General features: G+C 69.6%; 23 protein-coding genes. 10 read left to right on the plus strand and 13 right to left on the minus strand.

Annotation, left to right across the window (positions count from 1 at the left end):
• Positions 1 to 52: 52 nt before the first annotated feature.
• Both J0695_RS03585 and J0695_RS03590 read left to right on the plus strand, forming a co-directional pair.
• Complete coding sequence (locus J0695_RS03585) at positions 53 to 439, plus strand: PLD nuclease N-terminal domain-containing protein (RefSeq protein ID WP_206960081.1); 387 nt, start codon at positions 53 to 55, stop codon at positions 437 to 439.
• Positions 440 to 549: 110 nt separating this feature from the next.
• Positions 550 to 1953, plus strand: coding sequence for a purine-cytosine permease family protein (locus J0695_RS03590; RefSeq protein WP_206960083.1), 1404 nt, complete (start codon positions 550 to 552; stop codon positions 1951 to 1953).
• Here J0695_RS03590 and J0695_RS03595 read toward each other — a convergent pair.
• Positions 1950 to 3194 (minus strand): PucR family transcriptional regulator, encoded by a 1245-nt coding sequence (locus J0695_RS03595; RefSeq protein ID WP_206960084.1) that lies wholly within the window; start codon positions 3192 to 3194, stop codon positions 1950 to 1952. The two genes, J0695_RS03590 and J0695_RS03595, sit on opposite strands and share 4 nt — an antisense overlap.
• A 94-nt stretch (positions 3195 to 3288) precedes the next feature.
• Here J0695_RS03595 and J0695_RS03600 point away from each other — a divergent pair, with 94 nt between their 5' ends.
• From J0695_RS03600 to J0695_RS03615, 4 genes are all read left to right on the plus strand, one after another.
• Positions 3289 to 4260: an isopenicillin N synthase family dioxygenase gene (locus tag J0695_RS03600; protein WP_206960085.1), complete on the plus strand. Its 972-nt coding sequence runs from the start codon at positions 3289 to 3291 to the stop codon at positions 4258 to 4260.
• Between the two features lie 101 nt (positions 4261 to 4361).
• A complete protein-coding gene (locus J0695_RS03605; protein ID WP_206960086.1) occupies positions 4362 to 4976 on the plus strand; it encodes an ADP-ribosyltransferase in 615 nt (204 codons plus the stop codon).
• A 153-nt stretch (positions 4977 to 5129) separates the two neighbouring features.
• On the plus strand, positions 5130 to 6587 hold the full coding sequence (gene argG, locus J0695_RS03610; protein ID WP_206960088.1) for an argininosuccinate synthase: 1458 nt from the start codon (positions 5130 to 5132) through the stop codon (positions 6585 to 6587).
• 98 nt (positions 6588 to 6685) lie between these two features.
• On the plus strand, positions 6686 to 7210 hold the full coding sequence (locus tag J0695_RS03615) for an AAA family ATPase (protein WP_206960089.1): 525 nt from the start codon (positions 6686 to 6688) through the stop codon (positions 7208 to 7210).
• Between the two features lie 43 nt (positions 7211 to 7253).
• Here J0695_RS03615 and J0695_RS03620 read toward each other — a convergent pair whose 3' ends face one another.
• A complete protein-coding gene (locus J0695_RS03620) occupies positions 7254 to 7829 on the minus strand; it encodes a DinB family protein (protein ID WP_206960090.1) in 576 nt (191 codons plus the stop codon).
• Positions 7830 to 7965: 136 nt separating this feature from the next.
• Between J0695_RS03620 and J0695_RS03625 the strand changes: the two genes are divergently transcribed.
• Positions 7966 to 10023: a hypothetical protein gene (locus J0695_RS03625; RefSeq protein WP_206960091.1), complete on the plus strand. Its 2058-nt coding sequence runs from the start codon at positions 7966 to 7968 to the stop codon at positions 10021 to 10023.
• Positions 10020 to 11555 carry an ABC transporter substrate-binding protein gene (locus J0695_RS03630; protein WP_206960093.1) on the plus strand — a complete coding sequence of 512 codons (1536 nt, stop codon included), beginning with the start codon at positions 10020 to 10022 and terminating at the stop codon, positions 11553 to 11555. The genes J0695_RS03625 and J0695_RS03630 overlap by 4 nt, the downstream gene beginning before the upstream one ends.
• On the opposite strand, the gene J0695_RS03635 is transcribed toward J0695_RS03630, so the two are convergent.
• From J0695_RS03635 to hemL, 10 genes are all read right to left on the minus strand, one after another.
• Positions 11525 to 12043 (minus strand): SRPBCC domain-containing protein, encoded by a 519-nt coding sequence (locus tag J0695_RS03635; protein WP_206960101.1) that lies wholly within the window; start codon positions 12041 to 12043, stop codon positions 11525 to 11527. The two genes, J0695_RS03630 and J0695_RS03635, sit on opposite strands and share 31 nt — an antisense overlap.
• A 47-nt stretch (positions 12044 to 12090) precedes the next feature.
• The gene (locus tag J0695_RS03640; RefSeq protein WP_206960103.1) at positions 12091 to 13014 is read right to left on the minus strand and encodes a CU044_5270 family protein; all 924 of its coding nucleotides are present in this window, start codon (positions 13012 to 13014) and stop codon (positions 12091 to 12093) included.
• Complete coding sequence (locus J0695_RS03645) at positions 13011 to 13616, minus strand: RNA polymerase sigma factor (protein ID WP_206960104.1); 606 nt, start codon at positions 13614 to 13616, stop codon at positions 13011 to 13013. Before J0695_RS03645 ends, J0695_RS03640 begins: the two co-directional genes overlap by 4 nt.
• 83 nt (positions 13617 to 13699) lie before the next feature.
• Positions 13700 to 14785 (minus strand): c-type cytochrome biogenesis protein CcsB, encoded by a 1086-nt coding sequence (ccsB, locus tag J0695_RS03650; RefSeq protein ID WP_206960106.1) that lies wholly within the window; start codon positions 14783 to 14785, stop codon positions 13700 to 13702.
• Positions 14782 to 16470, minus strand: a complete 1689-nt coding sequence (resB, locus tag J0695_RS03655) for a cytochrome c biogenesis protein ResB (protein WP_206960107.1) — start codon at positions 16468 to 16470, stop codon at positions 14782 to 14784. The genes ccsB and resB overlap by 4 nt, the downstream gene beginning before the upstream one ends.
• A 4-nt stretch (positions 16471 to 16474) precedes the next feature.
• The gene (locus J0695_RS03660) at positions 16475 to 17248 is read right to left on the minus strand and encodes a cytochrome c biogenesis CcdA family protein (protein WP_307798398.1); all 774 of its coding nucleotides are present in this window, start codon (positions 17246 to 17248) and stop codon (positions 16475 to 16477) included.
• Between the two features lie 4 nt (positions 17249 to 17252).
• Complete coding sequence (locus J0695_RS03665) at positions 17253 to 17873, minus strand: TlpA family protein disulfide reductase (protein WP_206960108.1); 621 nt, start codon at positions 17871 to 17873, stop codon at positions 17253 to 17255.
• A 67-nt stretch (positions 17874 to 17940) separates the two neighbouring features.
• Entirely contained in the window at positions 17941 to 19191 is a 1251-nt protein-coding gene (locus tag J0695_RS03670; protein ID WP_206960122.1) for a polysaccharide deacetylase family protein, read from the minus strand.
• Positions 19192 to 19299: 108 nt separating this feature from the next.
• Positions 19300 to 20016 (minus strand): histidine phosphatase family protein, encoded by a 717-nt coding sequence (locus J0695_RS03675; protein ID WP_206960109.1) that lies wholly within the window; start codon positions 20014 to 20016, stop codon positions 19300 to 19302.
• Positions 20013 to 21335 (minus strand): glutamate-1-semialdehyde 2,1-aminomutase, encoded by a 1323-nt coding sequence (gene hemL / locus J0695_RS03680; protein WP_206960111.1) that lies wholly within the window; start codon positions 21333 to 21335, stop codon positions 20013 to 20015. The genes J0695_RS03675 and hemL overlap by 4 nt, the downstream gene beginning before the upstream one ends.
• A 254-nt stretch (positions 21336 to 21589) precedes the next feature.
• Here hemL and J0695_RS03685 point away from each other — a divergent pair, with 254 nt between their 5' ends.
• Positions 21590 to 22027 carry a hypothetical protein gene (locus tag J0695_RS03685; protein WP_206960113.1) on the plus strand — a complete coding sequence of 146 codons (438 nt, stop codon included), beginning with the start codon at positions 21590 to 21592 and terminating at the stop codon, positions 22025 to 22027.
• Between the two features lie 62 nt (positions 22028 to 22089).
• Positions 22090 to 22680, plus strand: coding sequence for a GNAT family N-acetyltransferase (locus tag J0695_RS03690; RefSeq protein ID WP_242552160.1), 591 nt, complete (start codon positions 22090 to 22092; stop codon positions 22678 to 22680).
• Between the two features lie 18 nt (positions 22681 to 22698).
• On the opposite strand, the gene J0695_RS03695 is transcribed toward J0695_RS03690, so the two are convergent.
• Positions 22699 to 23136 carry a GNAT family N-acetyltransferase gene (locus tag J0695_RS03695; protein WP_206960116.1) on the minus strand — a complete coding sequence of 146 codons (438 nt, stop codon included), beginning with the start codon at positions 23134 to 23136 and terminating at the stop codon, positions 22699 to 22701.
• Between the last annotated feature and the right edge of the window lie 136 nt (positions 23137 to 23272).

Raw genomic sequence — 23272 nt, forward strand, 5'->3', positions numbered from 1 at the left:
TCACCGGGGCGCTCACGCGTCCCGCCACCATCCCCGGGGGGATCGCTCGACCATGCTCAGGTACATCCCGTTTCTGCTGGTCCTCGCGCTCTGGATCTACGCGTTCATCGACTGTCTGAACACCCCGGAGGAGGAGGTCCGCGGCCTCCCCAAGGTGATCTGGGTCATCATCATCCTGCTCTTCGGCGAGGTCCTGATCGGCCCGATCGCCTGGCTCGTCGCGGGCCGCAACCGCCGCGCCCCGGCCGGCGGGTCGACCCCGTCCGAGTGGCACCGCAATCAGCGTCACACCATGACCGCCCCCGACGACGACCCCGAGTTCCTGCAGTCCCTCAAGTCCGACAACAAAAAGGACGAGGCGCTCCTCAAGGACTGGGAGGCGGACCTGCGCCGCCGCGAGGACGAGCTCAAGCGCCGTGAGGACGGCGACCAGAGCTGACGGAGGGCGGGACAGGGCACGACGGCGTACACCCTGTACGCCCTCGTGCCCCCGGAAGCGGACACTGCGCCCCTGTCCCCCGCCGCGGCACAGCCGGACACTTACGGGGCATGACGACCCTTCCCACCAGCGCTCCGGCGCCCACCACCGCCACCGACTACGGCGACAAGGTCATCGCCGTGGAGACGGCGGGCTCCGATCCCATCCCGCTCACCGAGCGGCACGGGCATCCGCGCCAGCTGCTGTGGACCTGGGCCTCGCCCAACATCGAGTTCGCGACCGTCTACATCGGCGTCATCTCGGTCCTCTTCTTCGGCCTCAGCTTCTGGCAGGCCGCGGCCGCGATCGTCCTCGGCACGGCGGTCGGCTCGCTCACCCAGGGCATCCTCTCCACGGACGGCCCGCGCTTCGGCGTCCCGCAGATGGTGGTGGGCCGCCTCTCCTTCGGCCACCGCGGCAACGTGCTCCCCGCCGGAGTGAACGCGCTGGTGGCGGGCGTCGGCTGGTTCGCGGTCAACAGCGTCAGCGCCGCCTTCGCCCTCAACACCCTCACCGGCCTGCGCCCCCTCCCGAGCCTCCTCGTCGTGGTGGTCGCGGAGATCGCGATCGGCTTCATCGGCCACAACTTCGTCCATGTCTTCGAGCGGTACGCGCTCCCGCTGCTCGCCGCCGTCTTCGTCCTGGCCGGCTTCTGGACCTTCGACCACGCGCACCTGTCCGCCCCCGCGTCCGGCGGCGGCTCCCTCGGCGGTTTCCTCCTGGCGACGAGCACCGCCTTCGGTTACGCGGCGGGCTGGAACACCTATGCCTCGGACTACACGCGCTATCTCCCGAAGTCCGCATCGCGCCTCAAGACAGGCCTCTACCCGGCGCTCGGCCTCTTCGTCTCGATCTCGGTCGTCGCCCTGATCGGCGCGGCCTCGGCGACGATCGTCGCCCCCAAGGACGCGACCCCGACGGCCGCCTTCACCGGCCATCTCCCGGACTGGCTCGGCAACCTGACGCTGCTCGCGATCATCCTGGGCGGCATCTCGGCGAACGCGCTCAACATCTACTCCTCGTCGATGTCCCTGACGTCCCTCGGCCTGAACCTCCCGCGCTGGCTGGGCCGCTCCACGCTGGTGGTGGTGTCTGGCGTGGCAGGTACGGCGGCAGCCTGGGCGTCGCTGTCGGACGCGGGCCATGCGTACGAGGCGTTCCTGCTGGTCATCGCGTACTGGGTGGGGCCGTGGCTCGGTGTCGTACTCCTGGAGCGGTGGCTGTCGGCGCGCACGACGCCGGACGAGGAGCTGGCGCTCCGTATCGTCGACCGCAATGCCGCCAACTGGCCTGGTGTGGCAGCCCTGTTGGCGGGCGTGGCCATCTCGGTCCCGCTCTTCTCGAACCAGGAGAAGTACGTCGGCTGGGCGGCCGAGCAGTGGCCGTCGCTGGGTGACATCACATGCGCGGTGGGCTTCGTGGTGAGCGCGCTCGTGTACGTGGGGACGACGACGCTGCTACGACGCCGCGCCTAGGCCACGGACCGCACGGCCCGCACCCGTGCCGCCCCCACCCCCTGCACGATGCGCTGCGCGCAGGCCGCGGCGAGCAGCTCACCCAGCAACTCAGGGTCCGCGACCTCAAGACCGAGCAGCGACTCGATGCGCTCAAGGCGCTGGTAGAGCGACTGCCGCCCGATGTGCAGCAGGGCGGCGGTCCGCGTGGGGCTGCACCCGTTCCGCAGGTGCACCTCCAGCGTCCGTACGAGATCCGACCCGTGCGCCGCCTCCCACGCCAGCAGCGCGCCCAGCGTGTCCTGCGCCAGATGCGCGAGCCGGTCGCGGTTGGCCTCGATGCCGCCCCTGGTGAGCTCCCGCTCCAGCGCGAGGGCGCGCGACGACGTGATCAATGCCCCCTGTACGACGCCCTGTTCGGCAGGAGCGACCGTCAGCGCCAGCTCCAGCGCGACCCGCGCGGCCCGCAGCGTATCGCTCCACCGCAGCCACCCGGCGTCCCCCGCCACGGCAGGCCCGACGGCGGCGACCACACCCGCCCCGCAGTCTCCCAGTGCCTCCTGCACGGCCCGCACCGGATCGCGCCGCCCGCCGGGGACGGCGACGAGCGCCAGCGTGTCCCCGGGAAAGGCGGCACACATCGCCGCATGCACGCCGAGCCGCCGCACCGCGCCCCCGAGCCCCGCGTCGACGCCCTGCGCGGACACCCCGACCAGTCGCGCACCGGCCCCAGGACGGAACCCGGCCAGCGCCGAACGCGCGGAAACCTCGGGCTGGTTGAGTGCCCGCCCGTCCGCCAGATCGGCGAGCAGCCCCGCTCCATGGTCGCCGCCCCAGGGCCGTACGGCAGGACCCGTCAGCCCTTGCGCGACGATGGCCCGGTTGGCGGCCTCGGTGATCCGTACGAAGGGAACGACGCGCCGCAGCGCCACGAGCGGAAGCCCCACTTTCCCCGCCTCGTCGACGACTTCGCCCGGCATGACGGCGAGCGCCCGCCCCACCTCGACGACGAGCCCGACCGCACCCCGGGCCGCGAGTTCGCGCACGTACCGCCGCCGGAACTCCTCGCCCACGTCGGCGAGTCCGAAGCCGTTGGTGAACAGGAGCTCGCCCCCGTCGAGGAAGTTCGCGCCTTCGTACACCTCACTGGAGTGCACCCACCGGACGGGCCGGTCCAGCGCGTCGGCCCCGGCGAGCAGCATCGGCGAGGCGTCGCGCACCGCGTCGAGGGACAGAATCTCGCGGAGGGTGAGCGCAGGCATTCGGGGCCTCCCGACAGTTCGTCCGGCTTCCGGCTGCCCGGAGAGTACTTTCCGCACGTTGCCCCGGTGTTTCCCCGCCAGGAGAGTGAGAGGCATGGCCCACACAGAACCCCGTATCCCCACGATCGACCTGAAGCCCTGGCTCTCCGGCGACGAGACCGCCCGCGCGGAGATCGCCGCGACCGTCGACAGGGCGCTCCAGACGGCCGGCTTCCTCCTGGTGACAGGGCACGGGGTCGACCCGTCCCTGCGTACCCTGATCCGCGAAACCGCCCGCGAGTTCTTCCGCCTCCCGCCCGCCACGAAGCAGCCGTACGCGGTCCAGGTCGGCGGCCGGGGCTGGCTGGGCCCTGGCGCGGAGGCCAACGGCTACTCGGAGGGCACCCCGACGCCGCCCGACCTGAAGGAGTCGATCTCCTTCGCGGCGGAGGAGGAGACGGGTGACGCGGAGATCGACGCGGAGTGGTTCGCCCCGAACACCTGGCCGACGGAGTCCCCGGCGCTGAAGCCCCTGGTCGATGCGTACCTGACCCGGATGCGCGCGCTCTCGGACCAGCTCCTGGAGCTCCTGGGCGTGGCCCTGGGCCAGGAACCCGACTTCTTCACACGCCACACGGCCCACCCCACCTGGGGTTTCAACATCAACTGGTACCCGGGCACGGAGGTGACCGGCACCCCGGAGCCGGGTCAGTTCCGTATCGGCCCGCACACGGACTTCGGGACGGTGACGGTCCTGGACCGGCAGGCGGGCAAGGGCGGCCTGCAGGTCTTCACGGACGAGGGGGGCTGGGAGGACGCCCCGTACGACCCGGACGCGTTCACGATCAACATCGGCGATCTGATGGCCCGCTGGACGGGCGACCGCTGGCGCTCGGGCCGCCACCGGGTGCTGCCCCCGCCGGCGGACGTACCGGCGGAGGAGCTGATGTCCCTCGTCTACTTCTACGAGTGCGACCCGCGCACGACGGTCGCCCCGGTCCCGGCGCCGACGGGCCGGGTGGCGCACGAGCCGGTGGACAGCCATGTGTACCTGCGGTCGAAGCTGGACGCGATCACGGTCGTCTGATGCGTCCGAGCCGTCTGATGCGTCCGAGCCCCGGCCCGGACACGCCGCCGATCGAGTGACGGTGCCGTTCCTGGGCGCCCGGATCCTTGATCGTGAGCCGCATGATCACGTCTCGCATCAGGCTCCGGTTCACGGCCGCCGCACTGACCATCGGCGCCCTGCTCGCCACCGCATCGACCACGGCCACGGCCACGACCACGACAGGTGCGGCGGCCGGGGCTCCTTCGGCTTCGTCGGAGTGTCCGGCGCCGCAGCCGCTCTACGCCGCCGCCGACAGCCGTGTCGACCTCGGCGCGCTCAGCCCCGAGCCCTCGTACCGCGTCAACTGCGCGCCGCTCTACCGCGCCGACGGCCGCGCCCCCGAGGTCGTCTTCGATCAGGGCTTCCGGCCCAAGGACGTGGTGCACGGGCAGTACGACCTGGCCGCCTACGTCGACAGGAACCAGCCCTCGCCGTTCGTCTCCACCTCGTACGACCACGACCTCTACAAGCAGTGGAGGTCGGCGTACAACTACTACATCGACGCCCCCGGCGGCATCGACGTCAACGAGACGATCGGTTTCACCCACCGCTGGGCGGACCAGGTGGAGGTCGCCTTCCCCGGCGGGGTGGCCCGTACCTTCATCGTCAAGGCGTGCCCGATCGACAAGCCCACCAAGACCGAGATCCTCGCCAAGTGCGTCGACAACCCGAACTACACGCCCTGGCGCGACTGACCTTCCCGGCAGATCGCCGGAAGCGAGGCCGCCGTGGAACCACACGGGCGTCCCGCACCACTCGGCACCGAGGGCCGCTTCCCCATACGGAGGCGGCCTTTTCGTCGCCCACCCCGAGTTGCATAATCATGTGGAGTCTTGCATAATATTGCCATGTCCAAGGTCCTCACCTCCCTCCCCGCCGGCGAGCGCGTCGGCATCGCCTTCTCCGGCGGCCTCGACACCTCTGTCGCCGTCGCCTGGATGCGTGACAAGGGCGCCGTCCCGTGCACGTACACCGCCGACATCGGCCAGTACGACGAGCCGGACATCGAGTCCGTGCCCGGCCGTGCCTCCGCGTACGGCGCCGAGATCGCGCGCCTCGTCGACTGCCGCGCCGCGCTGGTCGAGGAAGGCCTTGCCGCCCTCGCGTGCGGTGCCTTCCACATCAGGTCGGGCGGGCGTCCGTACTTCAACACCACCCCGCTGGGGCGCGCCGTGACCGGCACGCTCCTGGTGCGCGCCATGCGTGAGGACGGCGTCCAGATCTGGGGCGACGGCTCCACGTTCAAGGGCAACGACATCGAGCGGTTCTACCGGTACGGGCTGCTCGCCAACCCGCACCTGCGGATCTACAAGCCCTGGCTGGACGCGGACTTCGTCACGGAGCTCGGCGGCCGCAAGGAGATGTCGGAGTGGCTCGTCGCGCACGAGCTGCCGTACCGGGACTCGACCGAGAAGGCGTACTCCACGGACGCCAACATCTGGGGCGCCACGCACGAGGCCAAGACCCTGGAGCACCTCGACACCGGTGTCGAGACGGTCGACCCGATCATGGGCGTCAAGTTCTGGGACCCCTCGGTGGAGATCGACACCGAGGACGTGACGATCGGCTTCGACCAGGGCCGCCCGGTCACGGTCAACGGCAAGGAGTTCTCGTCCCCGGTCGACCTCGTCATGGAGGTCAACGCGATCGGCGGCCGGCACGGCCTGGGCATGTCCGACCAGATCGAGAACCGGATCATCGAGGCCAAGAGCCGCGGTATCTACGAGGCGCCCGGCATGTCGCTCCTGCACATCGCCTACGAACGCCTCGTCAACGCGATCCACAACGAGGACACCCTCGCCGCGTACCACAACGAGGGCCGCAGGCTCGGCCGCCTCATGTACGAGGGCCGCTGGCTGGACCCGCAGGCGCTGATGATCCGCGAGTCCCTGCAGCGCTGGGTCGGCGCGGCCGTCACCGGCGAGGTGACCGTACGGCTGCGGCGCGGCGAGGACTACTCGATCCTCGACACCAAGGGCCCGGCGTTCAGCTACCACCCGGACAAGCTCTCCATGGAGCGCACCGAGGACTCGGCGTTCGGCCCGGTGGACCGCATCGGCCAGCTCACCATGCGGAACCTGGACATCGCCGACTCGCGTGCACGCCTTGAGCAGTACGCGGCTCTCGGCCTGGTCGGCGGCGGCAGCGGCAACCACCCGACTCCGATCGGCGCCGCGCAGGCGGCCTCGACCGGCCTGATCGGCGCCATGGACCAGGGCGGCGCCGAGGCGATCGCCTCGCGCGGCGAGGCCACGGCCGAGGAGACGATGCTGGACCGCGCCGCGATGGAGTCCGGCACGGACTAGGACCGGTCACTGGTCGTACGCACCTGAGCGGCGGGCCCCGGCGGATTCACTTCCGCCGGGGCCCGCCGCGCTCCCGGGCGACTGCGTATCCTGCCCCGGTGCAACGCATCCTCGTCGTCGGCAGCACCGGTGCGGGCAAGTCCACGATGGCGCGTGGGATCGCCCGCCGGCTCGGCCTGCCCTTCCACGAGATGGACGCGCTGCACTTCATCGGCCCGGACTGGCAGGAGAATCCCGACCTCGTGGAGCAGGTCACGGGGATCGTCCGCGGCCCGGACGGCTGGGTCTTCGACTCCATCGGCCATCCCCGCGTACGGGACCTGCTCTGGGAGCACGCCGACACCGTGGTGTGGCTGGACTATTCGCGCCACGTCGTCCTGGCCCGGGTGCTGCGGCGGTCGCTCCGGCGGACCCTGCTCAGGGAGCGCATCTTCGGGGGCAACCGTGAGGGGGTGGCCGAGTGGTTCCGGGCGGACCACCCCGTGTGGTGGGCCATGTCCCAGTACAACGGCCGCCGCACGGAGATCCTCCGGCGCACCCGCGACCCGCGGTTCGCGCCACTGCGGGTGATCCGTTATGGAAGCCCGCGCTCCGTCCGCCGACCGGCCGACGCACTCCTCTGAGCTACGTCTTCCGAGCTACGTCCTCTGAGCTAAGTCCTCTGAGCTAAGCCTCCTTCGCCGCGCGCTCCACCCGGCTGCGGTACTCCGCCCACCAACCCGCGTCACCGGCCGCCATGTTGTCGCTCCCGGTGCGCAGACCCGTGGTCCCGTCGATGAGTTCGCGGACGATGTCCGCGTGGCCGGCGTGCCGGTCCGTCTCGGCGATCATGTGGACGAGGCTGCGGTGGAGCGTCACCTCCGCGCCGCTCCCCCAGGCGATCCGGCCGATCGCGTCGAGCGGGAGCGAGTCGATCGTCTCGTCCGAGTGGGCGCACACCCGGCGGTACGCACCGACGATCTGCTCACGCGTCTCGTCGGCCCTCGCCCACAGATCCGCGTTCGGCTCGGCGGCTCCCGTGATCCAGAGCGGCGGCGCCTCGACCGGGCGGCCGTAGGTCTCGCCGAAGTACATCGCCTCGGCACCCGTCAGGTGCTTGACCAGCCCCAGCAGGTTGGTGCCGGTCGGGGTCATAGGGCGGCGGATGTCGTACTCCGCCAGGCCCTCCAGCTTCCAGATCAGGGAGTCGCGGGCGTCCTGAAGGTAGAGATGAAGGTCGGCCTTGGGATCCGTTCCGGTCATTCGGTCAGTCTGCCGATCGATCGATTCCTGTCCACCGGATTTTGGATGATCCGAAAGCATGTACTGATCGCAACATCCCCCCGATAAAGTGATGTTGACGCAGCGACAGCTGCCTACCCCTGGCACGGGAGGTGCTGTGGACAGAGAGCTGTTCGGCCGCGAGGCCGTGCTCGAAGGGCTCGCGCCACGGCTCGTCGGGCTGCCGTCCAGCGGGTTTCAGCAGGTCAGGACCGAGCATGCGGAGGATCTGCCCGTCGTCGTCCTCACCGGAGGACGCGGTACGGGCAAGACCGTTCTGCTCAAGCAGCTGCGCACCCACTACCGCGGGCGCACCCCCGTCGCCCTCATCGACTGCGAGCACCGCGACTTCGCCGGGCTGCCCTCAGGGGATCCGCGCGCCCCGTACTGGTCGCCCGTGACCGAGGCGCTCTCCGTGCTCGGTGAGCAGCTCGGGCCGCCCGTGCACGGAGCCGGGCACATCGAATTCCCGCGGCTGGCCGCCGGGTTGGTGGCCATCGCCTCCACCGGGTGGGACCCGAACAACGGGCAGCGCGTACGCGACGAGGCGCTGCGGCTCGGGATGCTCGTCGAGTCCGGGTCGCGGCTCAAGAGCACGGGGCGCGGCTGGGTAGTCAAGGTCGCGGCCAAGTTCGCCGCGCTGTGGACCGGGGTGCCGCCGGGGCTCGACGTCATCGTCGAGTCCACCGTCGAATCCCTCCTGGAGGACCTCTTCAACCGGGGGCAGCGGCAGGCCGCCAACTGGTACGGGGAGTATCCCGGCGCCGGCGGCAACGCCAAACGCGGCCTCAATCTCCTGGCGCTCCAATTCCACCGCGAGCGGGACGCCGACGCCCGCGCCCTCGCCGAGCGGCATCTCGTCGGGGCGCTGCGCGCCGATCTGAAGTCCGCCTACGCGGGGATGGGCAAGCTGCGGCACGTCGGGCGGCCCCTCGTACTGCTCGACAACGTCCAGGCGCCCCTGGGGCGGCGCCTGTTGGAGCCCGTGCTCAGGGACCGCGCCGAAGGCCGGCTCGATCAGGCCGTCGTCATCGCCGCGTTCCGGGGTTACGACCATCCGGCACTCCGCGCCGCACGCCGCTGCCTCCTGCCCCAGGTCACCAACGCCACCCCCTGGACGCGCTCCACCGAGGTCGCCTCCGGTGCGCTCGCCGTGGAACTCACCGGGCTCGAACCCGAACACGTACGGCAGATGCTCGACCGCGAGGACCCCGGGATGCGCACCCCGCCGCTGCTCGCGCGCGGGATCCACCGGCTGACCGAAGGGCGGCCGCTCGGGGTCGCACTGCTGACGAAGGCGGCCGGGCAGGCGATCAGTCCGCAGGCCGCGCCGTCCATTCCCGTACCCGTACCCGTACAGAGCAGCTCTGTTGACCTCACCCCCGGCACGCTCCTCGGGCTGCCCGTCGCACTGCGCGAGGACACCCCGGGGCGCGAGAGCGCCGCCGAACTGCTCGGGCAGCTCGTCCACCCAGCACGCCTCGACCGCCTCACCGTGCTCGCCGCCGCGCACGACACCGCCGACGCCGAGGCGCTCGCCGCCGCCCGCCTCGACCACGACGGCGGCGCGGCCGGTGTACTGCCGATGCGCGCCCTGCTCGCGGAGGAGTACTGGGGCACGTCCCCCGACCACTTCATCGGCGACCCCTTCCTGCGGACCCTCCTCCTGCACCGGCTGCACGCCGACAGCCCGCGCTGGCGCGACGTACAGCAGACGATGGCCGCCCACTACCCGGACGGGCATCCACGCCGCCTCCACCACGAACTCGCCCTCGGACAGACCGCGTTCACCGTCGCCCGACTGCGCGACACCTTCCGCACCTCCGATGCCGCCGACTGGCTCCGCGCGCTGCGCTTCATCGCCTCCGCGCCGCTCTTCGGACCGTCCGACACGCGTCGCGCCGTCGCGCTCGGGCGGACCGACGCCGAGCAGGTCGCGCCCGACGGCACGGACCGCGTCTTCCACCTCCGCATCCGCCGACTGCTCTACTGCGTATGGCAGTTGACCGACCTGCTGACGCTCCCCGACGAGGACGTCACCGAGAAGATGGGCGACGAACTCGGGCAGCTCTCCGCCCTCCACCCCACCGGCAACGAAGTGCTCTGGCAGGCCTCCCGGAGCTGGCCGCAGGCCGTCCGCGAGTGGCGGGCACCGCAGACGGGAGACGGTTCGTGAACAATCGATTCCGCGAGATCTTCTGGTTCACGCGGCTGAGGCGGCTGCTCACCTCGGTCCTCGCCCTGGCGCTCCTCGCAGCCGCCGGGATCGGCGCGTACATCGTCTACACGCCCGATCTGCGCTGCGCGAAGGGCGTCGAACGCCCCGAGAAGGGCGCCGAGTGCATAGGCGTATCGGGCGAGGGTTACGACTTCGGGGTCCCCGCGCTGCACGCCGTCGCGCAGGCCGTCGCCCGCGAGAACAGGACCCTCAAGACCGGCGAGTACGCGACCGTCGCCCTGCTCCTCCCCCTGACCTCCACCGACAGCGGCACCGCGACCAAGGTCCTCAACGAGGTGCAGGGCGCATTCCTGGAGCAGTACCGGGCCAACCACGACAACAACGGCCAGGTCCCCAAGATCCGCCTCGTCCTCGCCAACTCGGGTCGTGGCAGCGAACAGTGGCGTCCCACGGTCGACCGGATCAAGTCCATGACCGGCGCCCCCGACAACCTCCGCGCCGTCTCCGGAATCGCCATCAGCAGCCCCAGCACCAAGGCCGCGGTGAAGGAGCTGACCGCCTCCCACATCCCTGTCATCGGTACCACCATCACCGCCGACGACATCGCCAACAGCCCCTCGGGCGACCCCTATCCGGGCCTCGCCCGCGTCTCGCCGACCAACCGGGACGAGGCCCGAGCGCTCGCCCAGTTCGGCAAGGTCGACGCCAAGAAGGCGCTGATCGTCCAGGACACTCGCACCAGTGACTACTACACCTCCACCCTCAAGGCGGCGTTCTCGACGCTGCTCAAGGGCGCCCCGTACGCACCGAATCTCTTCACCTCGCCGTCCGACTCGACCCAGGACGGCACCACCGCGAACACCTTCGACCAGATGAAATTCCTGATCTGCGACACCCGGGCCGACACGATCTTCTTCGCCGGACGCCACACCCAGCTGCGGCAGTTCATCAACGCACTGGGCTCGCGCGGCTGCCAGGATCGCTCGTTCACGATTCTCACCGGGGACGAGGCCTCGTACCTCGGCCGGGACGCGAAGCTCGACAAGAGCGCCCTCGCGAAGAAGATCACCGTCCGGTACGCCTCGCTCGCGCACCCCGACGCCTGGACCACGGGGACCCCGCCGAAGACCGGCGGCAGCGCGGCGGACTACAAGACGTTCACGGATCTGCTGGCGAAGGCGGCGGGCAAGGACATCGGCCCGATCGGCCCGTCCCAGCTCGCGGACGGCCAGGCGATCGTCGCGTACGACGCGATGACGCTCGCCGTGCACGGCATCCGCAAGGCCACGGTCAAGGGGAGGACGCTCCCCGAACTGGCCGATGTGGGGACCCAGTGGACGCTGGTCAAGGGCCAGCTGAGGATTTACGGCGCCAGCGGCTGGATCTGCCTGGACAACCACGGCAACCCGTACAACAAGGCCGTCCCGATCGTGGAGCTCACCCCGCAGGGCACCCAGCGCTTCGTGAAGATCGCCTGGCCGGAGGGGAAGCCTCCGGCTCAGGCGTGCTTGCCCCCGGCGGTCTCGTAGGCGGCGCGGAGCTCCTGCCAGCGGTCCGTGCTCCAGGTGGACCAGTCCTTGGGGCTGCCTTCGAGGGCGTCGTAGAGGAACTCGAAGTGGTCGTGCCAGCCGGCCAGGCAGTCCAGGCGCAGGCTGTCGGGCCCCTGGAACTCGTTGGTGAAGCGGACGACGGCGGCCTGCGCGCCGACCGGCTCCAGATGGAAGCGGACCCGCCCGTGCAGATCGACCGTGTACTCGGCGACGCGCTGCACCTCCCACGCGGTGACCGTGCCGCTGTGCACGTTGTCGCTCTCGCCGTTCAGCCACCGCAGCTTGACCGCCCCGCCGAGCCGCGGCTCCAGCACATCGGCCGCCGCCAGCCACCCCGGCAGCCCGCGCGGGGTGGCCACGGCCGACCAGACCTGCTCCAGTGAGTGGGGCAGATGCAGGGCGAAACGGAGCACGTGGGTGGTGCCGTGGGTGGTGCTGGTGCCATGGGCGAGCGCATCGGACGTCATGGCACCAGCCTCACCCGGACAGGGCGGTTCTGCACCCCAAAGGGGCGCTACGGCTGTTGTCCCGGCCTGTCGACCACCGTGCGGTTCATGATCGCGCTGGTGCCCGCGAGGTCGCCCTTCTTCAGACCGTTCGGGAGATCGCGCACCGCGACCTCACGCTCACCCAGATAGGTCTTGGTGTTCTTGTCGAAGATGAGCTGTTCCAGGATCCCGTCGTCCTCCCGTGCGATCGCGATCCCGTGCCGTCCGGCCGCGTCCACCACGTCGTCGACGACGGTCACACCGGAGATCTTCGCGGCGGCCCGGTAGAGCGCCGCACTCACCTTGGGCGGCATCAGCGACTCGCCCACGAGGTCACCGACGAGCACAAAGGTGTTCTGGTCCTCGCTCTTGCCGCCGCCGCTCGTCCTGTGGAGCCAGTCGAGCATCTTGGCGGGATCGGTGGGCAGCGTCTGGAGGTTGCGGTAGTTGGTGTTGGAGTCGAGGCCGGGCGTATCGGGATCGAGCTTGGTGGTGTCCGAGCCGGGACCGATCTCCTTCAGCAAACCCCACTTGGTGCCGTCCACCGAATGCCAGACCTCACGCCGGTGCACGGGGGTGAGTTTCGTCTTCATGCCCTCCCCGACCCGGATGTAGCCGCCCTTGCTCTCGATGTACACGAACTGGTCGTCGCGGATCTCCCCCGGCACCTCCGACTTCTCGGCAGCCAGCGCGATGTCGTTGAGCAGGCGTACCGCCTCGGGCGACGCGGTCTTGACACCACCCCCGTCCGGCCCGGTCACCGCGAGCCCTGCGACGACCGCCGCGGCGGCCAGGACGGCGACCGCGGGCACAGCGATGGACGGGCGCAGCCACCTCCGCCTTGCGGGTACGGAATCTTCGGTACGGATCTCACGCATCAGATGCTCCTTCAGGACACGGTGGCGGCCCGTCGGGAGCTCCCTCTCGGGGAGTTCGGGAAGATCGTTCATCGGTTTCCCTCCTTGACGGTCCCGGCCGCAGCAGTGCGGTCCTCTCTGATCTGTCCGCGCCCGCCGCCCGGTTCCAGTGCGCGCGCGAGTTTCGTACGCGCCCTGGAAAGCCGGGATCTGACGGTCCCGACCGGCACTCCGAGGGCCTGCGCGGCCGCCGCGTAGTCGAGCCCCGACCAGACGCACAGGGCCAGCACCTCGCGCTCCGGCCTGCGCAGGGCGGCGAGTCCTGCCCGTACGAGAGCGAGCTGCCGTGCGTCGTCGATCCGCGCCACGACCTCGTCGGCGAAGTCCCGCACCCCCTCATCGCGCGGCAGCCGGGACACGGCGGCCGCATGGCGGCGCGCGGCGCGGCGGGTGTTGCGGGCGACGTTGGTGGCCACGCCCAGGAGCCAGGGGCGCAGCGAACCGCCCTCCTCCCCGACCTTTCCGCGCAGCCGCCACGCCTCCAGGAAGGTCAGCGAGACGATGTCCTCGGCGAGCGCCCAGTCGCCCGTCAGCCGGAAGGCGTGGTTGTACACGGAGCGGGAGCAGGCGTCGAAGAGCACGCCGAAGGCATCGTGATCGCCGGCTCTTATACGGGCCCTGAGTTGTGTGTCCACACACTCCAACTGTCCGTACGGCAAAGGCCGGTTCCCGTGACCTGAGTCACAGGAACCGGCCCCGGCCGTTCAGCGCGCGGTGCTCACACTCCGGCGTAGGAGTGCTTTCCGTTGATGAAGATGTTCACGCCGTAGTAGTTCCAGATCCAGCAGCCGAAGGCGAAGAGCGCCAGGTACGCGGCCTTGCGGCCCTTCCACCCGGCGGTCGCACGGGCGTGCAGGTAGCAGGCGTAGACGACCCAGGTGATGAACGACCAGGTCTCCTTGGGGTCCCAGCCCCAGTAACGGCCCCAGGCGTCGCCGGCCCAGATCGCGCCCGCGATGATCGTGAACGTCCAGAGCGGGAAGACGGCGGCGTTGATGCGGTACGAGAACTTGTCGAGCGAGGCCGCCGAGGGGAGCCGCTCCATGACCGAGGTCATGGTCGCGCCGGGCTGCTTGCCCGCCGCGACCTTCGCCTCGTAATTGTCACGGAAGAGGTAGAGCAGCGTGCCCGCGCCGCCGATGAAGAACGTCGCACCGCAGATGATCGCGCACGAGACGTGGATCCACAGCCAGTACGAGTGCAGCGCCGGGACCAGCTGGTCGCTGGAGGTGTAGAGGACCGTGGTGGCGATGCCGAGGTCGAGCAGGACCGCGGTGACCAGCGGCAGGCCCAGCCAGCGGACCTTCACCTTCGTGGCCAGGAGCACCAGGTAGGCGGCGACCACGACCGTGGAGAAGGTGATCGAGAACTCGTACATGTTGCCCCACGGCGCCCGCTGCACGGACGTGGCGCGGGTGACCACACCACCCACCGCGAGGAGGAAGCCGAGGACGGTGAGCGAGATGGCGATCCGCCCGTACAGGTCGCCCTGCTCCGTGCCGCCGGCCGCACCCGGGCCGTCGGGGACGTCGCGCGACCCGGCGGCCGAGCGCGTGACGATCTTCGGCCGTTCCAGTACGGCGGTTCCGCCGCCCGCCTTCTTGACCTGCACCTTCGGTGCGGAAGCGGTGGCGGCGGCCGGGGCCGTCAGCGCGGCGGCCGTACGCCCCACCTTGGAGCGCGCCCCGAAGGTCCACTCCGCGATGTGCGCGAAGAAGGCCAGCATGTAGATGGCCATCGCGGAGTAGATGAGCACATTGCTCATGTGCGCGAGATTCTCATTGGTTCCGGCGGCGAGATTCACTTCTCGGCCCCTTCGGCTGTCTCTGCGGATTCGTTCGAGGGCACAGCAGGCGCGGAGGGCGCCACTGAATGGAGCGTTTCGGCCAGTCGGCCCAGTTCCTCGGGGAGCTTCGCGGACTCGCTGCGGCCGAGCCCCGCCATCTCGACGACGGTGGTCCCGTCCTCGCCCCGTACGGCACGCACCCACACCCGGCGGCGCTGGATGAACAGCGATCCCGCCAGACCGAGGATCGCCGTGATCGCGCCGATCAGCGCGAAGTCGTTGCCGGGCTGCTGCGAGATCTGGAAGCTCGCCCACTGCTTGACGCCCACGAACTGGATCGAGCCCGCGCCGTTCGGCAGCTTCATCGTCTCGCCGGGCAGCAGCAGCTTCTTGAGCAGATCGCCCTTGCTGTCCTTGAACTTGGTCATCTTGGAGGAGTCGAGCTGGTACACGCTCTGCGGAAGCCCCGCGTCGACACCCAGGCTGCCGTGGTACCCGGAGAGCGCGAGGACGGGGAAGTCCAGGCCCGGGTACTGCGACATCATCGTGCCGTGCCCCTTGAAGGTCGGCACGAACATCGCGTTGAAGCCGAGCTGCTCCTTCTTGCCCTTGGGGTCCTTGTAGCCGTCCATGACCTTGATCGCACCGGTCGATGTGACGTTGGAGTCGAGCGGCAGCAGCGGTACGGCCTCGCGGTAGATCTCCTTGCCGCTGCCGTCCTTGACGGAGACGACCGGGGCGTAGCCGTGCGAGATCAGATAGACCTTGGTGCCATCGACGATCAACGGCTCGTTGACCTTGATGACGCCCTTCTGGTCCTTGCCGTCGACGCCCTTGGAGTACGTGACGTGGGCTTCGTACTTCCGCGGGGTGCCGCGGTTGGGTCCCGTCCTCTCGTACGTACCGACGAACTGGTCCAGCGTGAAGCTGAACGGCTTGAGCTCGTCGGAGTCGAAGAGGGTCCCCGGCTTGAAGTCGTCGTACTGGGAGAGCGTGTTGGAGAACCCGTCACCGGTGTCCTCCACCATCAGCTTCCCGCCCTCGGACTTCCACAGCTGCCCGGCGGCGAACGCCAGGAGCAGCACGATCAGCGCGATGTGGAAGAGAAGGTTCCCGGTCTCGCGGAGATAGCCCTTCTCGGCGGCGACCGCGTCCCCGGCCGTATGGGCCCGGAAGCGCCGCTTCCTCATCATCGCGAGCGCGGCCTCGCGCACCTGCTCGGGCGAGGACTCGGTGCGCCAGGTCGTGTACGCGGGGAGGCGGGCGAGGTTGCGGGGGGCGCCCGGCGGGCGGCTGCGGAGCTGGCCGACGAAGGTCCAGGTGCGCGGCACGATGCAGCCGACGAGCGAGATGAACAGCAGGATGTAGATCGCGGAGAACCACACCGAGCTGTAGACGTGGAACATGCCGATCTTCTCGTAGATCGGCGTGAGGAAGCTGTGCGCGGACTTGAAGAGGTCGACCTTGTTCTGGTCGATGCTGGCCTGCGGGATCAGGGATCCGGGGATCGCGCCGAGCGACAGCAGGAGCAGCAGGAGCAGCGCGACGCGCATGGAGGTCAGCTGGCGCCAGAACCAGCGGATCCAGCCGAAGACTCCCATCGCGGGCAGCGAGGAGGGCGACTCCTCCCTGGGGGCGGTCGACAGCTGCGACCCGGCTGCGCCGAGGTCGTCCTCTGTCGTCTTGGTCTCGGTCTCGCTCATGAAACTAGATCCCTACCGTGAAGCCGCCGGACCAGACCTGCATCTGCTGGATGATGCGGTCCCAGACGCCGGTGACCAGCAGCAGCCCGGTCGCGATCATCATGATCCCGCCGATCCGCATCACCCACGCGTAGTGCTGCTTGACCCAGCCGAAGGCGCCGAGCGCCTTGCGGAAGGCGATGGCCGCCAGCACGAACGGGACACCGAGACCGAGGCAGTACGCGACCGTCAGTATGGCCCCGCGGCCCGCGGTCGCCTCCGTCATCGCCAGGCTGTTCACGGAGGCGAGAGTGGGCCCCAGGCACGGCGTCCAGCCGACCGCGAAGAGCGCACCGAGCAGCGGGGCCCCGGCGAGGCCGGTCACCGGCCGCTTGTGAATGCGGAATTCGCGCTGGGTGAGCCAGGGCATCATCCCCATGAAGAAGAAGCCGAGCACGATCATCACGGCGCCGAGGGACTTGGTGATGACGGAGCTGTAGTCCTGGAGGTTCTGGCCGAAGTAGCCGAAAAGCGCGCCGGTGGAGACGAAGACGGCCGTGAAGCCGAGAACGAAGAGGGAGGCCCCGGCGGCCATCCGCCCCCGCTTGGCATTCGCCAGGTCGGTGCCGGACACCCCGGTGACGTAACTCAGATAGCCGGGGACCAGCGGGAGTACGCACGGCGAGAAGAAGGAGACGAGACCGCCGAGGACCGCGATCGGGACGGACACCAGCAGGGCACCGCTGAAGACCGTGTGGTTCAGACCGTCGGAGGCTGCCGCGTCGGCAAGAGCGATCACGCGGTCACTTCTCCGCAACCAGCGGGTCGAGCATCTTGTGCAGATCCTCCTCGGACATCGCGGCGGCCTTGCGCGCGGCGATCTTTCCGTCCCGGTCGAAGACGATCGTCGACGGAATGGCCACCGGATTCAGATTGCCCTTGGGGAAGCGGAGAATGAGCTTGCCGGCCGGGTCGTAGAGGCTCGGGTACTCGACACCGAAATCCTTCTCGAACGCCTTTGCCGGGCCCATCGACGCGTCACGGGTGTTGATCCCCACGAACTCGACCCCCTTGGGCTTGAGCTCCTTGGCGACCTTCGCCAAATTCGCGGCCTCGGCGCGGCACGGACTGCACCAGGAGCCCCAGACATTCAGCACGACGATCTTGCCCTTGTAGGCGGAGTTGACGTCGAGCTTGGTGCCTTCGAGGGTTTCACCGGAGATGTCGGGGGCGGCCTTGCGCTCCGCCTTGGGAACGGTGGAGATCCCGCTGCTGCTCGTCACGAATCGGGAGCCCGACGAGCTGCTCACCTGGGTGCCCGAGCTGCACGCCGACAGCGTCAGCGCACCGGCCGCGGCCACAACGCCCAACTGGGCGGCGCGACGGCGGACGATGCGGCGGGGCAGGGCATACGTAAGTGCCATGTGAAAAGTTTCGCATGGCCCATTCCGGGATCTTGGGCACCCCCCTCACTGCCCGGAACGCCCGTTGTCAGACCGCCTTAAGGAAAGTGTTCCAGCCGCCCTCGGGGCGCTGGCCGACATCGAGCGTGCGCAGCTTGGCGAGCACCTTCGGGTCCTGGACGTCGAGCCAGTCGACGTACTGCTTGAAGGAGACCAGGCGCACACCGGGGCGGCCCGCGATCTTCTTGAACGCGTCCTCGACGGCGTCCATATAGATGCCGCCGTTCCACTGCTCGAAGTGGTTGCCGATGTACATGGGGGCGCGATTGCCCTCGTACGCCCTCTTGAATCCCGCGAAATACGACTCGGCCGCCTGCGTGCGCCAGCCCTCATAACGCGAGGTCATGCCCTTGGTCGAATTCCCCGACTGATTGGCGAGGATGTTGTAGTCCATCGAGAGCACCTCGAAGGAATGACCCGGGAACGGCATGGCCTGCAGCGGCAGGTCCCACACCCCACCGCGCTTGACGGGCCAGGTCTGGCGGCCGCCGGGCGAGCTCGCGTCGTACCGCCAGCCGAGCTTCTTCGCCGTCGGCAGCAGGTTGTCCTGGCCGAGCAGGCACGGGGTGCGGCCGCCGACGAGCTCCTTGCGGTAGTCGAAGGGCAGCGGGTCCTCGTCGTGCCAGCCGGTGTTGGTGCGCCACTCCGTGACGAAGGACACAGCCTGGTCGATCTCGCTCTGCCACTGCTCCGGCGTCCAGTGCGCCACCGAGCCGGAGGAGGTGCCGCAGAAGTGGCCGTTGAAGTGGGTGCCGATCTCATGTCCGTCGAGCCACGCCTGACGCGTATTGGTCAGCGTCATTTTGACGTGCTCGTCGGTGAGGTACCCGATGTCGCTGGCGCCGGTGGGGTTGTTCGGCGGACGGTAGAGGGACTTCTTCGACTCCGGGAGCAGATAGAGCCCGGAGAGGAAGAAGGTCATCTTCGCGTCGTGCTCCTTGGCAAGCTTCAGGAAGCGCGGGTACAGGCCGTTGCCGACCTCGCCCGCCCCGTCCCAGGAGAAGATCACGAACTGCGGGGGCGTCTCGCCCGGCTGCAGCGGTACGGGCCTGGCCGGCTGATGCGGCTGCTTGCCCGTGTCCGAGGTCGACCCGTCACCGATCGGGCGGCCCGCCGGCGCCTTGCTCGCCGCCGACCCCTTGCCCTTGCCGATGTGCCCCGGATCGGTCGTGTCCGACGTACCGGACGAACCGGAGCCGGAACTGCAGCCGGCGAGCCCCGCCGCGGCCGCAGCCCCAACCCCCAGTCCCAGCAGACCCCTTCGGCTCATGTTGCGCATTGCGCCACCCATCCCAGCTCGATTCCTTGACAGCCTATTCACAGCTGACAACGAGTGAGATGCAGGGAGGAACACGAGGGTTCCGGCTAATCTGCACAAATTTTGTGCTTATGCACCAAAAGCTTTTGCTTTACCTTTCACAGGCTTCGCGCCTGCCAACAGATGGGACGGCACCAGATCCCTCGCCGGTTCCGAATATCCCACGGAGACAATTTTGTCCCCCTGGTACGTGAAGGATGTCAGCGAGGCCAGCGTGCACTGCCGCTTCCGCGGGTCGTGCCACAGGCGCCGCCGCTCGGCGAAGCTCCGTACGATCCAGATCGGCAGCTGGTGGCTGACGCAGACCGCCTCGTGCCCGCGGGCCGCGTCGCGCGCCGCACCGAGCGCGCCCATCATCCGGACGACCTGCTCGATGTACGGCTCGCCCCAGGACGGCTGGAAGGGGTTGGTCAGGTACTTCCAGTTGGCGGGCTTGCGCAGGGCGCCGTCGCCGACCCCGAAGGTCTTGCCCTCGAAGACGTTGCCCGCCTCGATCAGCCGCTCGTCGGTGGCCAGGTCCAGGCTGTGCGCCTTGGCGACCGGCGTCGCCGTCTCCTGGGCGCGCTCCAGCGGGGAGGCGACGACATGCGTGATGTCGCGGCCCGAGAGGTGCTCGGCGACCCGGTCGGCCATCTGCCGGCCGAGCTCGGAGAGGTGGTAGCCGGGCCTGCGGCCGTACAGCACGCCCTCCGGGTTGTGGACCTCGCCGTGGCGCATCAGGTGGACGACGGTGATGTCCGTGTCTCTGGTGCTACTGCTGTCACTGCTGTTACTGCTGGTGCTCATGCGGTCGCCTCCGCGGCGGCTCGGGCGGCGGCGGGGAGCGCGGCCGCGATGCGCTCGACAGCGCGCTCGTCGTGGGCGGTCGAGACGAACCAGGACTCGAAGGCCGACGGCGGGAGATAGACGCCCTGCGCCAGCATCGAGTGGAAGAACGGGGTGAAGCGGAAGGACTCCTGCGCCTTGGCGCCGTCGTAGTCGCGGACGTCGCTGTCGGTGAAGAAGACGGAGAACATGCTGGACGCCGTCTGCACCCGGTGCGCGACACCCTCCTTGGAGAGCGCGGCGGTCACCAGACCGCGGATCTCGCGGGAGACCGCGTCGATCTTCGCGTACGCGGCATCGTCGAGCAGCCTCAGCTGCGCCAGACCCGCTGCGGTGGCGACCGGGTTACCGGAGAGCGTGCCCGCCTGGTAGACGGGGCCGATGGGCGCCAGGTGCCCCATGACGTCACCGCGACCGCCGAAGGCAGCGGCCGGGAAGCCGCCGCCCATGACCTTGCCGAACGTCATCAGGTCGGGCTTGACGCCGTCGATTCCGTACCAGCCGGCCTTGGAGGTACGGAAGCCGGTCATCACCTCGTCGGAGATGTAGAGGGCGCCGTTGGCGGTGCAGAGCTCGGCGAGCCCGGCGTTGAAGCCGTCCAGGGGCGGGACCACACCCATGTTGCCGGGCGAGGCCTCGGTGATCACACAGGCGATCTCGCCGGGGTACGCGGCGAAAGCGGCACGGACCGCCTCGATGTCGTTGTACGGAATGACGATCGTGTCCCCCGCCTGCGCGCCCGTGACACCCGGGGTGTCGGGCAGCCCGAGGGTCGCGACCCCGGAGCCCGCGGCGGCGAGCAGCGCGTCCACGTGGCCGTGGTAGCAGCCGGCGAACTTCACCACCTTCGCGCGGCCGGTGAAGCCGCGGGCGAGGCGGATCGCGGACATGGTCGCCTCGGTGCCGGAGGAGACCAGGCGGACCTGCTCGACCGGCTCGATGCGGGAGACGATCTCCTCGGCGAGCGCGACCTCTCCCTCACCGGGCGTACCGAAGGAGGTGCCACGGGCGACCGCGGCCTGGACGGCGGCGATCACCTCGGGGTGGGAATGGCCGAGGATCATCGGCCCCCACGAGCACACGAGGTCGACGTACTCGCGTCCGTCGGCGTCGGTCAGGTACGGACCGGTACCGGACACCATGAAACGGGGCGTACCGCCCACCGCGCGGAAGGCGCGGACGGGCGAGTTCACCCCGCCGGGTGTCACGAGGGACGCACGGTCGAAGAGCGTCTGCGAAACTGGGGCGTCGTATTCGTACGGATAGCTCACACAAGCCATGGTGTCAGAGCCCCGAGCACTCTTGCGGACAGGTGTTTCACCGCACGCACGTGGGGGAGGTCACTGACACGATGATCGGGTTGCGCGGCGGGGGCCGCGAGTGGTCGGGTGGAGATATGCATCGCGGTGGCGGACTGGGCGAGGGTACGGACGACCTCGATCCCGAGCGCGTGCCCAAGGGGAAACACCGGCGCGCGCGGGAGAGAGCTGCCTCGAAGCAGCCGGCCGCGCACTCGGGAAACAGGGCGGGCTCCATGGGGGTGACGTACAAGTACTTCGGTGCGCCCGACGGCGCCACCGCCGCGCGCGTGCCCGTCACCATGCGCCCCGAGGAGCTGGGCGGCGACGAGCTCGGCATGGGCGGGATGTTCACCAAGATCAAGCCGGAGACGATGGCCGCCATGGTCCTGACCGGCATACAGGGCATACCCCTGCACAAGGTCCCGCCGCTCGAACTGGTGGTGCTCCACCCCGACTATGCGGTGGTCAAGCTTCCGATGACGGTCGTGGACCCGCTGCGGGGGGTCGGCGAGGAGTCGGTGGGGGCCGCGGCTTTCATCTGGTCGACCGTGCCGGACCGGGGCGGGCCCCGGGATGCGTTCAATGTGTACCAACTCCTGCATGAATGGCAGGATTTCAGCCACCGGCTGCATGATGCGGGGCACCAGGCGTACTGCCTGGTCTGGCCGTAGTCCGGAATCCGGTGTCGGCGTGCTGACGCCGGTTGTCAGACCCCCCGCCTATGGTCGGATCCATGGGAAGCAATGTGCGGATCGTGCAGTGGTCGGAGGGCGACCTCGACCTGCTGCGGCGCGCCAATGCGCCGGAGATGATGGACCACTTGGGCGGGCCGGAGACCGAGGAGAAGCTCGCCGTCCGGCATGCGCGGTATGTGGCGATGAAGGACCCTGCGGCGGGCCGGATGTACCGGATCGTGCTGGAGCCGGACGGCGAGCAGGACGGCGAGCAGGACGGCGATGCGCCTGGTGACGCGTCTGGTGATGCGCTCGGTGAGGCGGCCGGTGAGGCGGCCGGTGAGGCGGCCGGCACGATCGGGTACTGGCAGCGCGACTGGCAGGGCGAGAGGGTGTACGAGACCGGGTGGGCGGTGCTGACCGCCTTCCAGGGTCTGGGCATCGCCTCCGCCGCGGCCCGCGCGGTGGCGGCCGAGGCCGCGGAGCTGGGCCGCAACCGCTATCTGCACGCGTTTCCCTCCACGGACCACCCCGGGTCCAACGGGGTCTGCCGCAAGGCGGGTTTCGAGCTGGTGGCGGAGTGCGACTTCGAATACCCGCCGGGCCACTCCCTCCGCACGAACGACTGGCGCCGGGACCTCCGCCCCTGAACTCCTCCTCTCAGCCCCTCAGTCGAGGTCCAGGTGCCGGTCGAAGTGAAAGGCGGTGACAGCCATCCGCTCCCGGAAGTAGAACCGGTGGGCTTCGACCCGCTGCGTACCGGAGTCCAGACTGAGCTGAGTGCAGCCCGCCTCCCTGGCCCGCCCTTCCAGGTACGCGAGCAGCTGCCGCCCCACCCCGCCGGACCGCGCGGCGGCGGAGGTGACCAGGTCGTCGACGTACAGCTTCCGCAGCGCACTGGTGTTGACGACGACGCGCCACCCGGCGGCGCCCACACACACCCCGTCGTCGCTGTACGCGACGGTGAAGCGCAGCCCCTGGCCGTGCCCCTCGGCGTACACCTCTCCCAGCAGTTCCTCGGTGAGATGCGGGCGGAGCTCGCGCAGGACGGGGAGGAGGTCGGTGGCGAGCCGTTCGTCGCCGGGCTCAAGGTCGATGATTTTCATGCGGGCACTGTACGAGCAACGACCAAAGCGTGCCCCGCCCACACCAGGCAAAATCAAGCCCCTCAAGGGGGTCCCCCCTGCTCCTTAAGAGCTTGGGGGAGATTGAGGAGCAGGGGTCCGGGGGCGGAGCCCCCAG

Origin of the sequence: Streptomyces beijiangensis (assembly GCF_017315755.1) — a bacterium.
Classification (GTDB): domain Bacteria; phylum Actinomycetota; class Actinomycetes; order Streptomycetales; family Streptomycetaceae; genus Streptomyces; species Streptomyces beijiangensis.

Coding starts and splice junctions, on each gene's coding strand:
- J0695_RS03585 (WP_206960081.1), top strand. CDS start 53: ATGCTCAGGTACATCCCGTTTCTGCTGGTCCTCGCGCTCTGGATCTAC.
- J0695_RS03590 (WP_206960083.1), top strand. CDS start 550: ATGACGACCCTTCCCACCAGCGCTCCGGCGCCCACCACCGCCACCGAC.
- J0695_RS03595 (WP_206960084.1), bottom strand. CDS start 3,194: ATGCCTGCGCTCACCCTCCGCGAGATTCTGTCCCTCGACGCGGTGCGC.
- J0695_RS03600 (WP_206960085.1), top strand. CDS start 3,289: ATGGCCCACACAGAACCCCGTATCCCCACGATCGACCTGAAGCCCTGG.
- J0695_RS03605 (WP_206960086.1), top strand. CDS start 4,362: ATGATCACGTCTCGCATCAGGCTCCGGTTCACGGCCGCCGCACTGACC.
- argG (WP_206960088.1), top strand. CDS start 5,130: ATGTCCAAGGTCCTCACCTCCCTCCCCGCCGGCGAGCGCGTCGGCATC.
- J0695_RS03620 (WP_206960090.1), bottom strand. CDS start 7,829: ATGACCGGAACGGATCCCAAGGCCGACCTTCATCTCTACCTTCAGGAC.
- J0695_RS03635 (WP_206960101.1), bottom strand. CDS start 12,043: ATGACGTCCGATGCGCTCGCCCATGGCACCAGCACCACCCACGGCACC.
- J0695_RS03640 (WP_206960103.1), bottom strand. CDS start 13,014: ATGAACGATCTTCCCGAACTCCCCGAGAGGGAGCTCCCGACGGGCCGC.
- resB (WP_206960107.1), bottom strand. CDS start 16,470: ATGAGCGAGACCGAGACCAAGACGACAGAGGACGACCTCGGCGCAGCC.
- J0695_RS03665 (WP_206960108.1), bottom strand. CDS start 17,873: ATGGCACTTACGTATGCCCTGCCCCGCCGCATCGTCCGCCGTCGCGCC.
- J0695_RS03670 (WP_206960122.1), bottom strand. CDS start 19,191: ATGCGCAACATGAGCCGAAGGGGTCTGCTGGGACTGGGGGTTGGGGCT.
- J0695_RS03675 (WP_206960109.1), bottom strand. CDS start 20,016: ATGAGCACCAGCAGTAACAGCAGTGACAGCAGTAGCACCAGAGACACG.
- hemL (WP_206960111.1), bottom strand. CDS start 21,335: ATGGCTTGTGTGAGCTATCCGTACGAATACGACGCCCCAGTTTCGCAG.
- J0695_RS03685 (WP_206960113.1), top strand. CDS start 21,590: ATGGGGGTGACGTACAAGTACTTCGGTGCGCCCGACGGCGCCACCGCC.
- J0695_RS03690 (WP_242552160.1), top strand. CDS start 22,090: ATGGGAAGCAATGTGCGGATCGTGCAGTGGTCGGAGGGCGACCTCGAC.
- J0695_RS03695 (WP_206960116.1), bottom strand. CDS start 23,136: ATGAAAATCATCGACCTTGAGCCCGGCGACGAACGGCTCGCCACCGAC.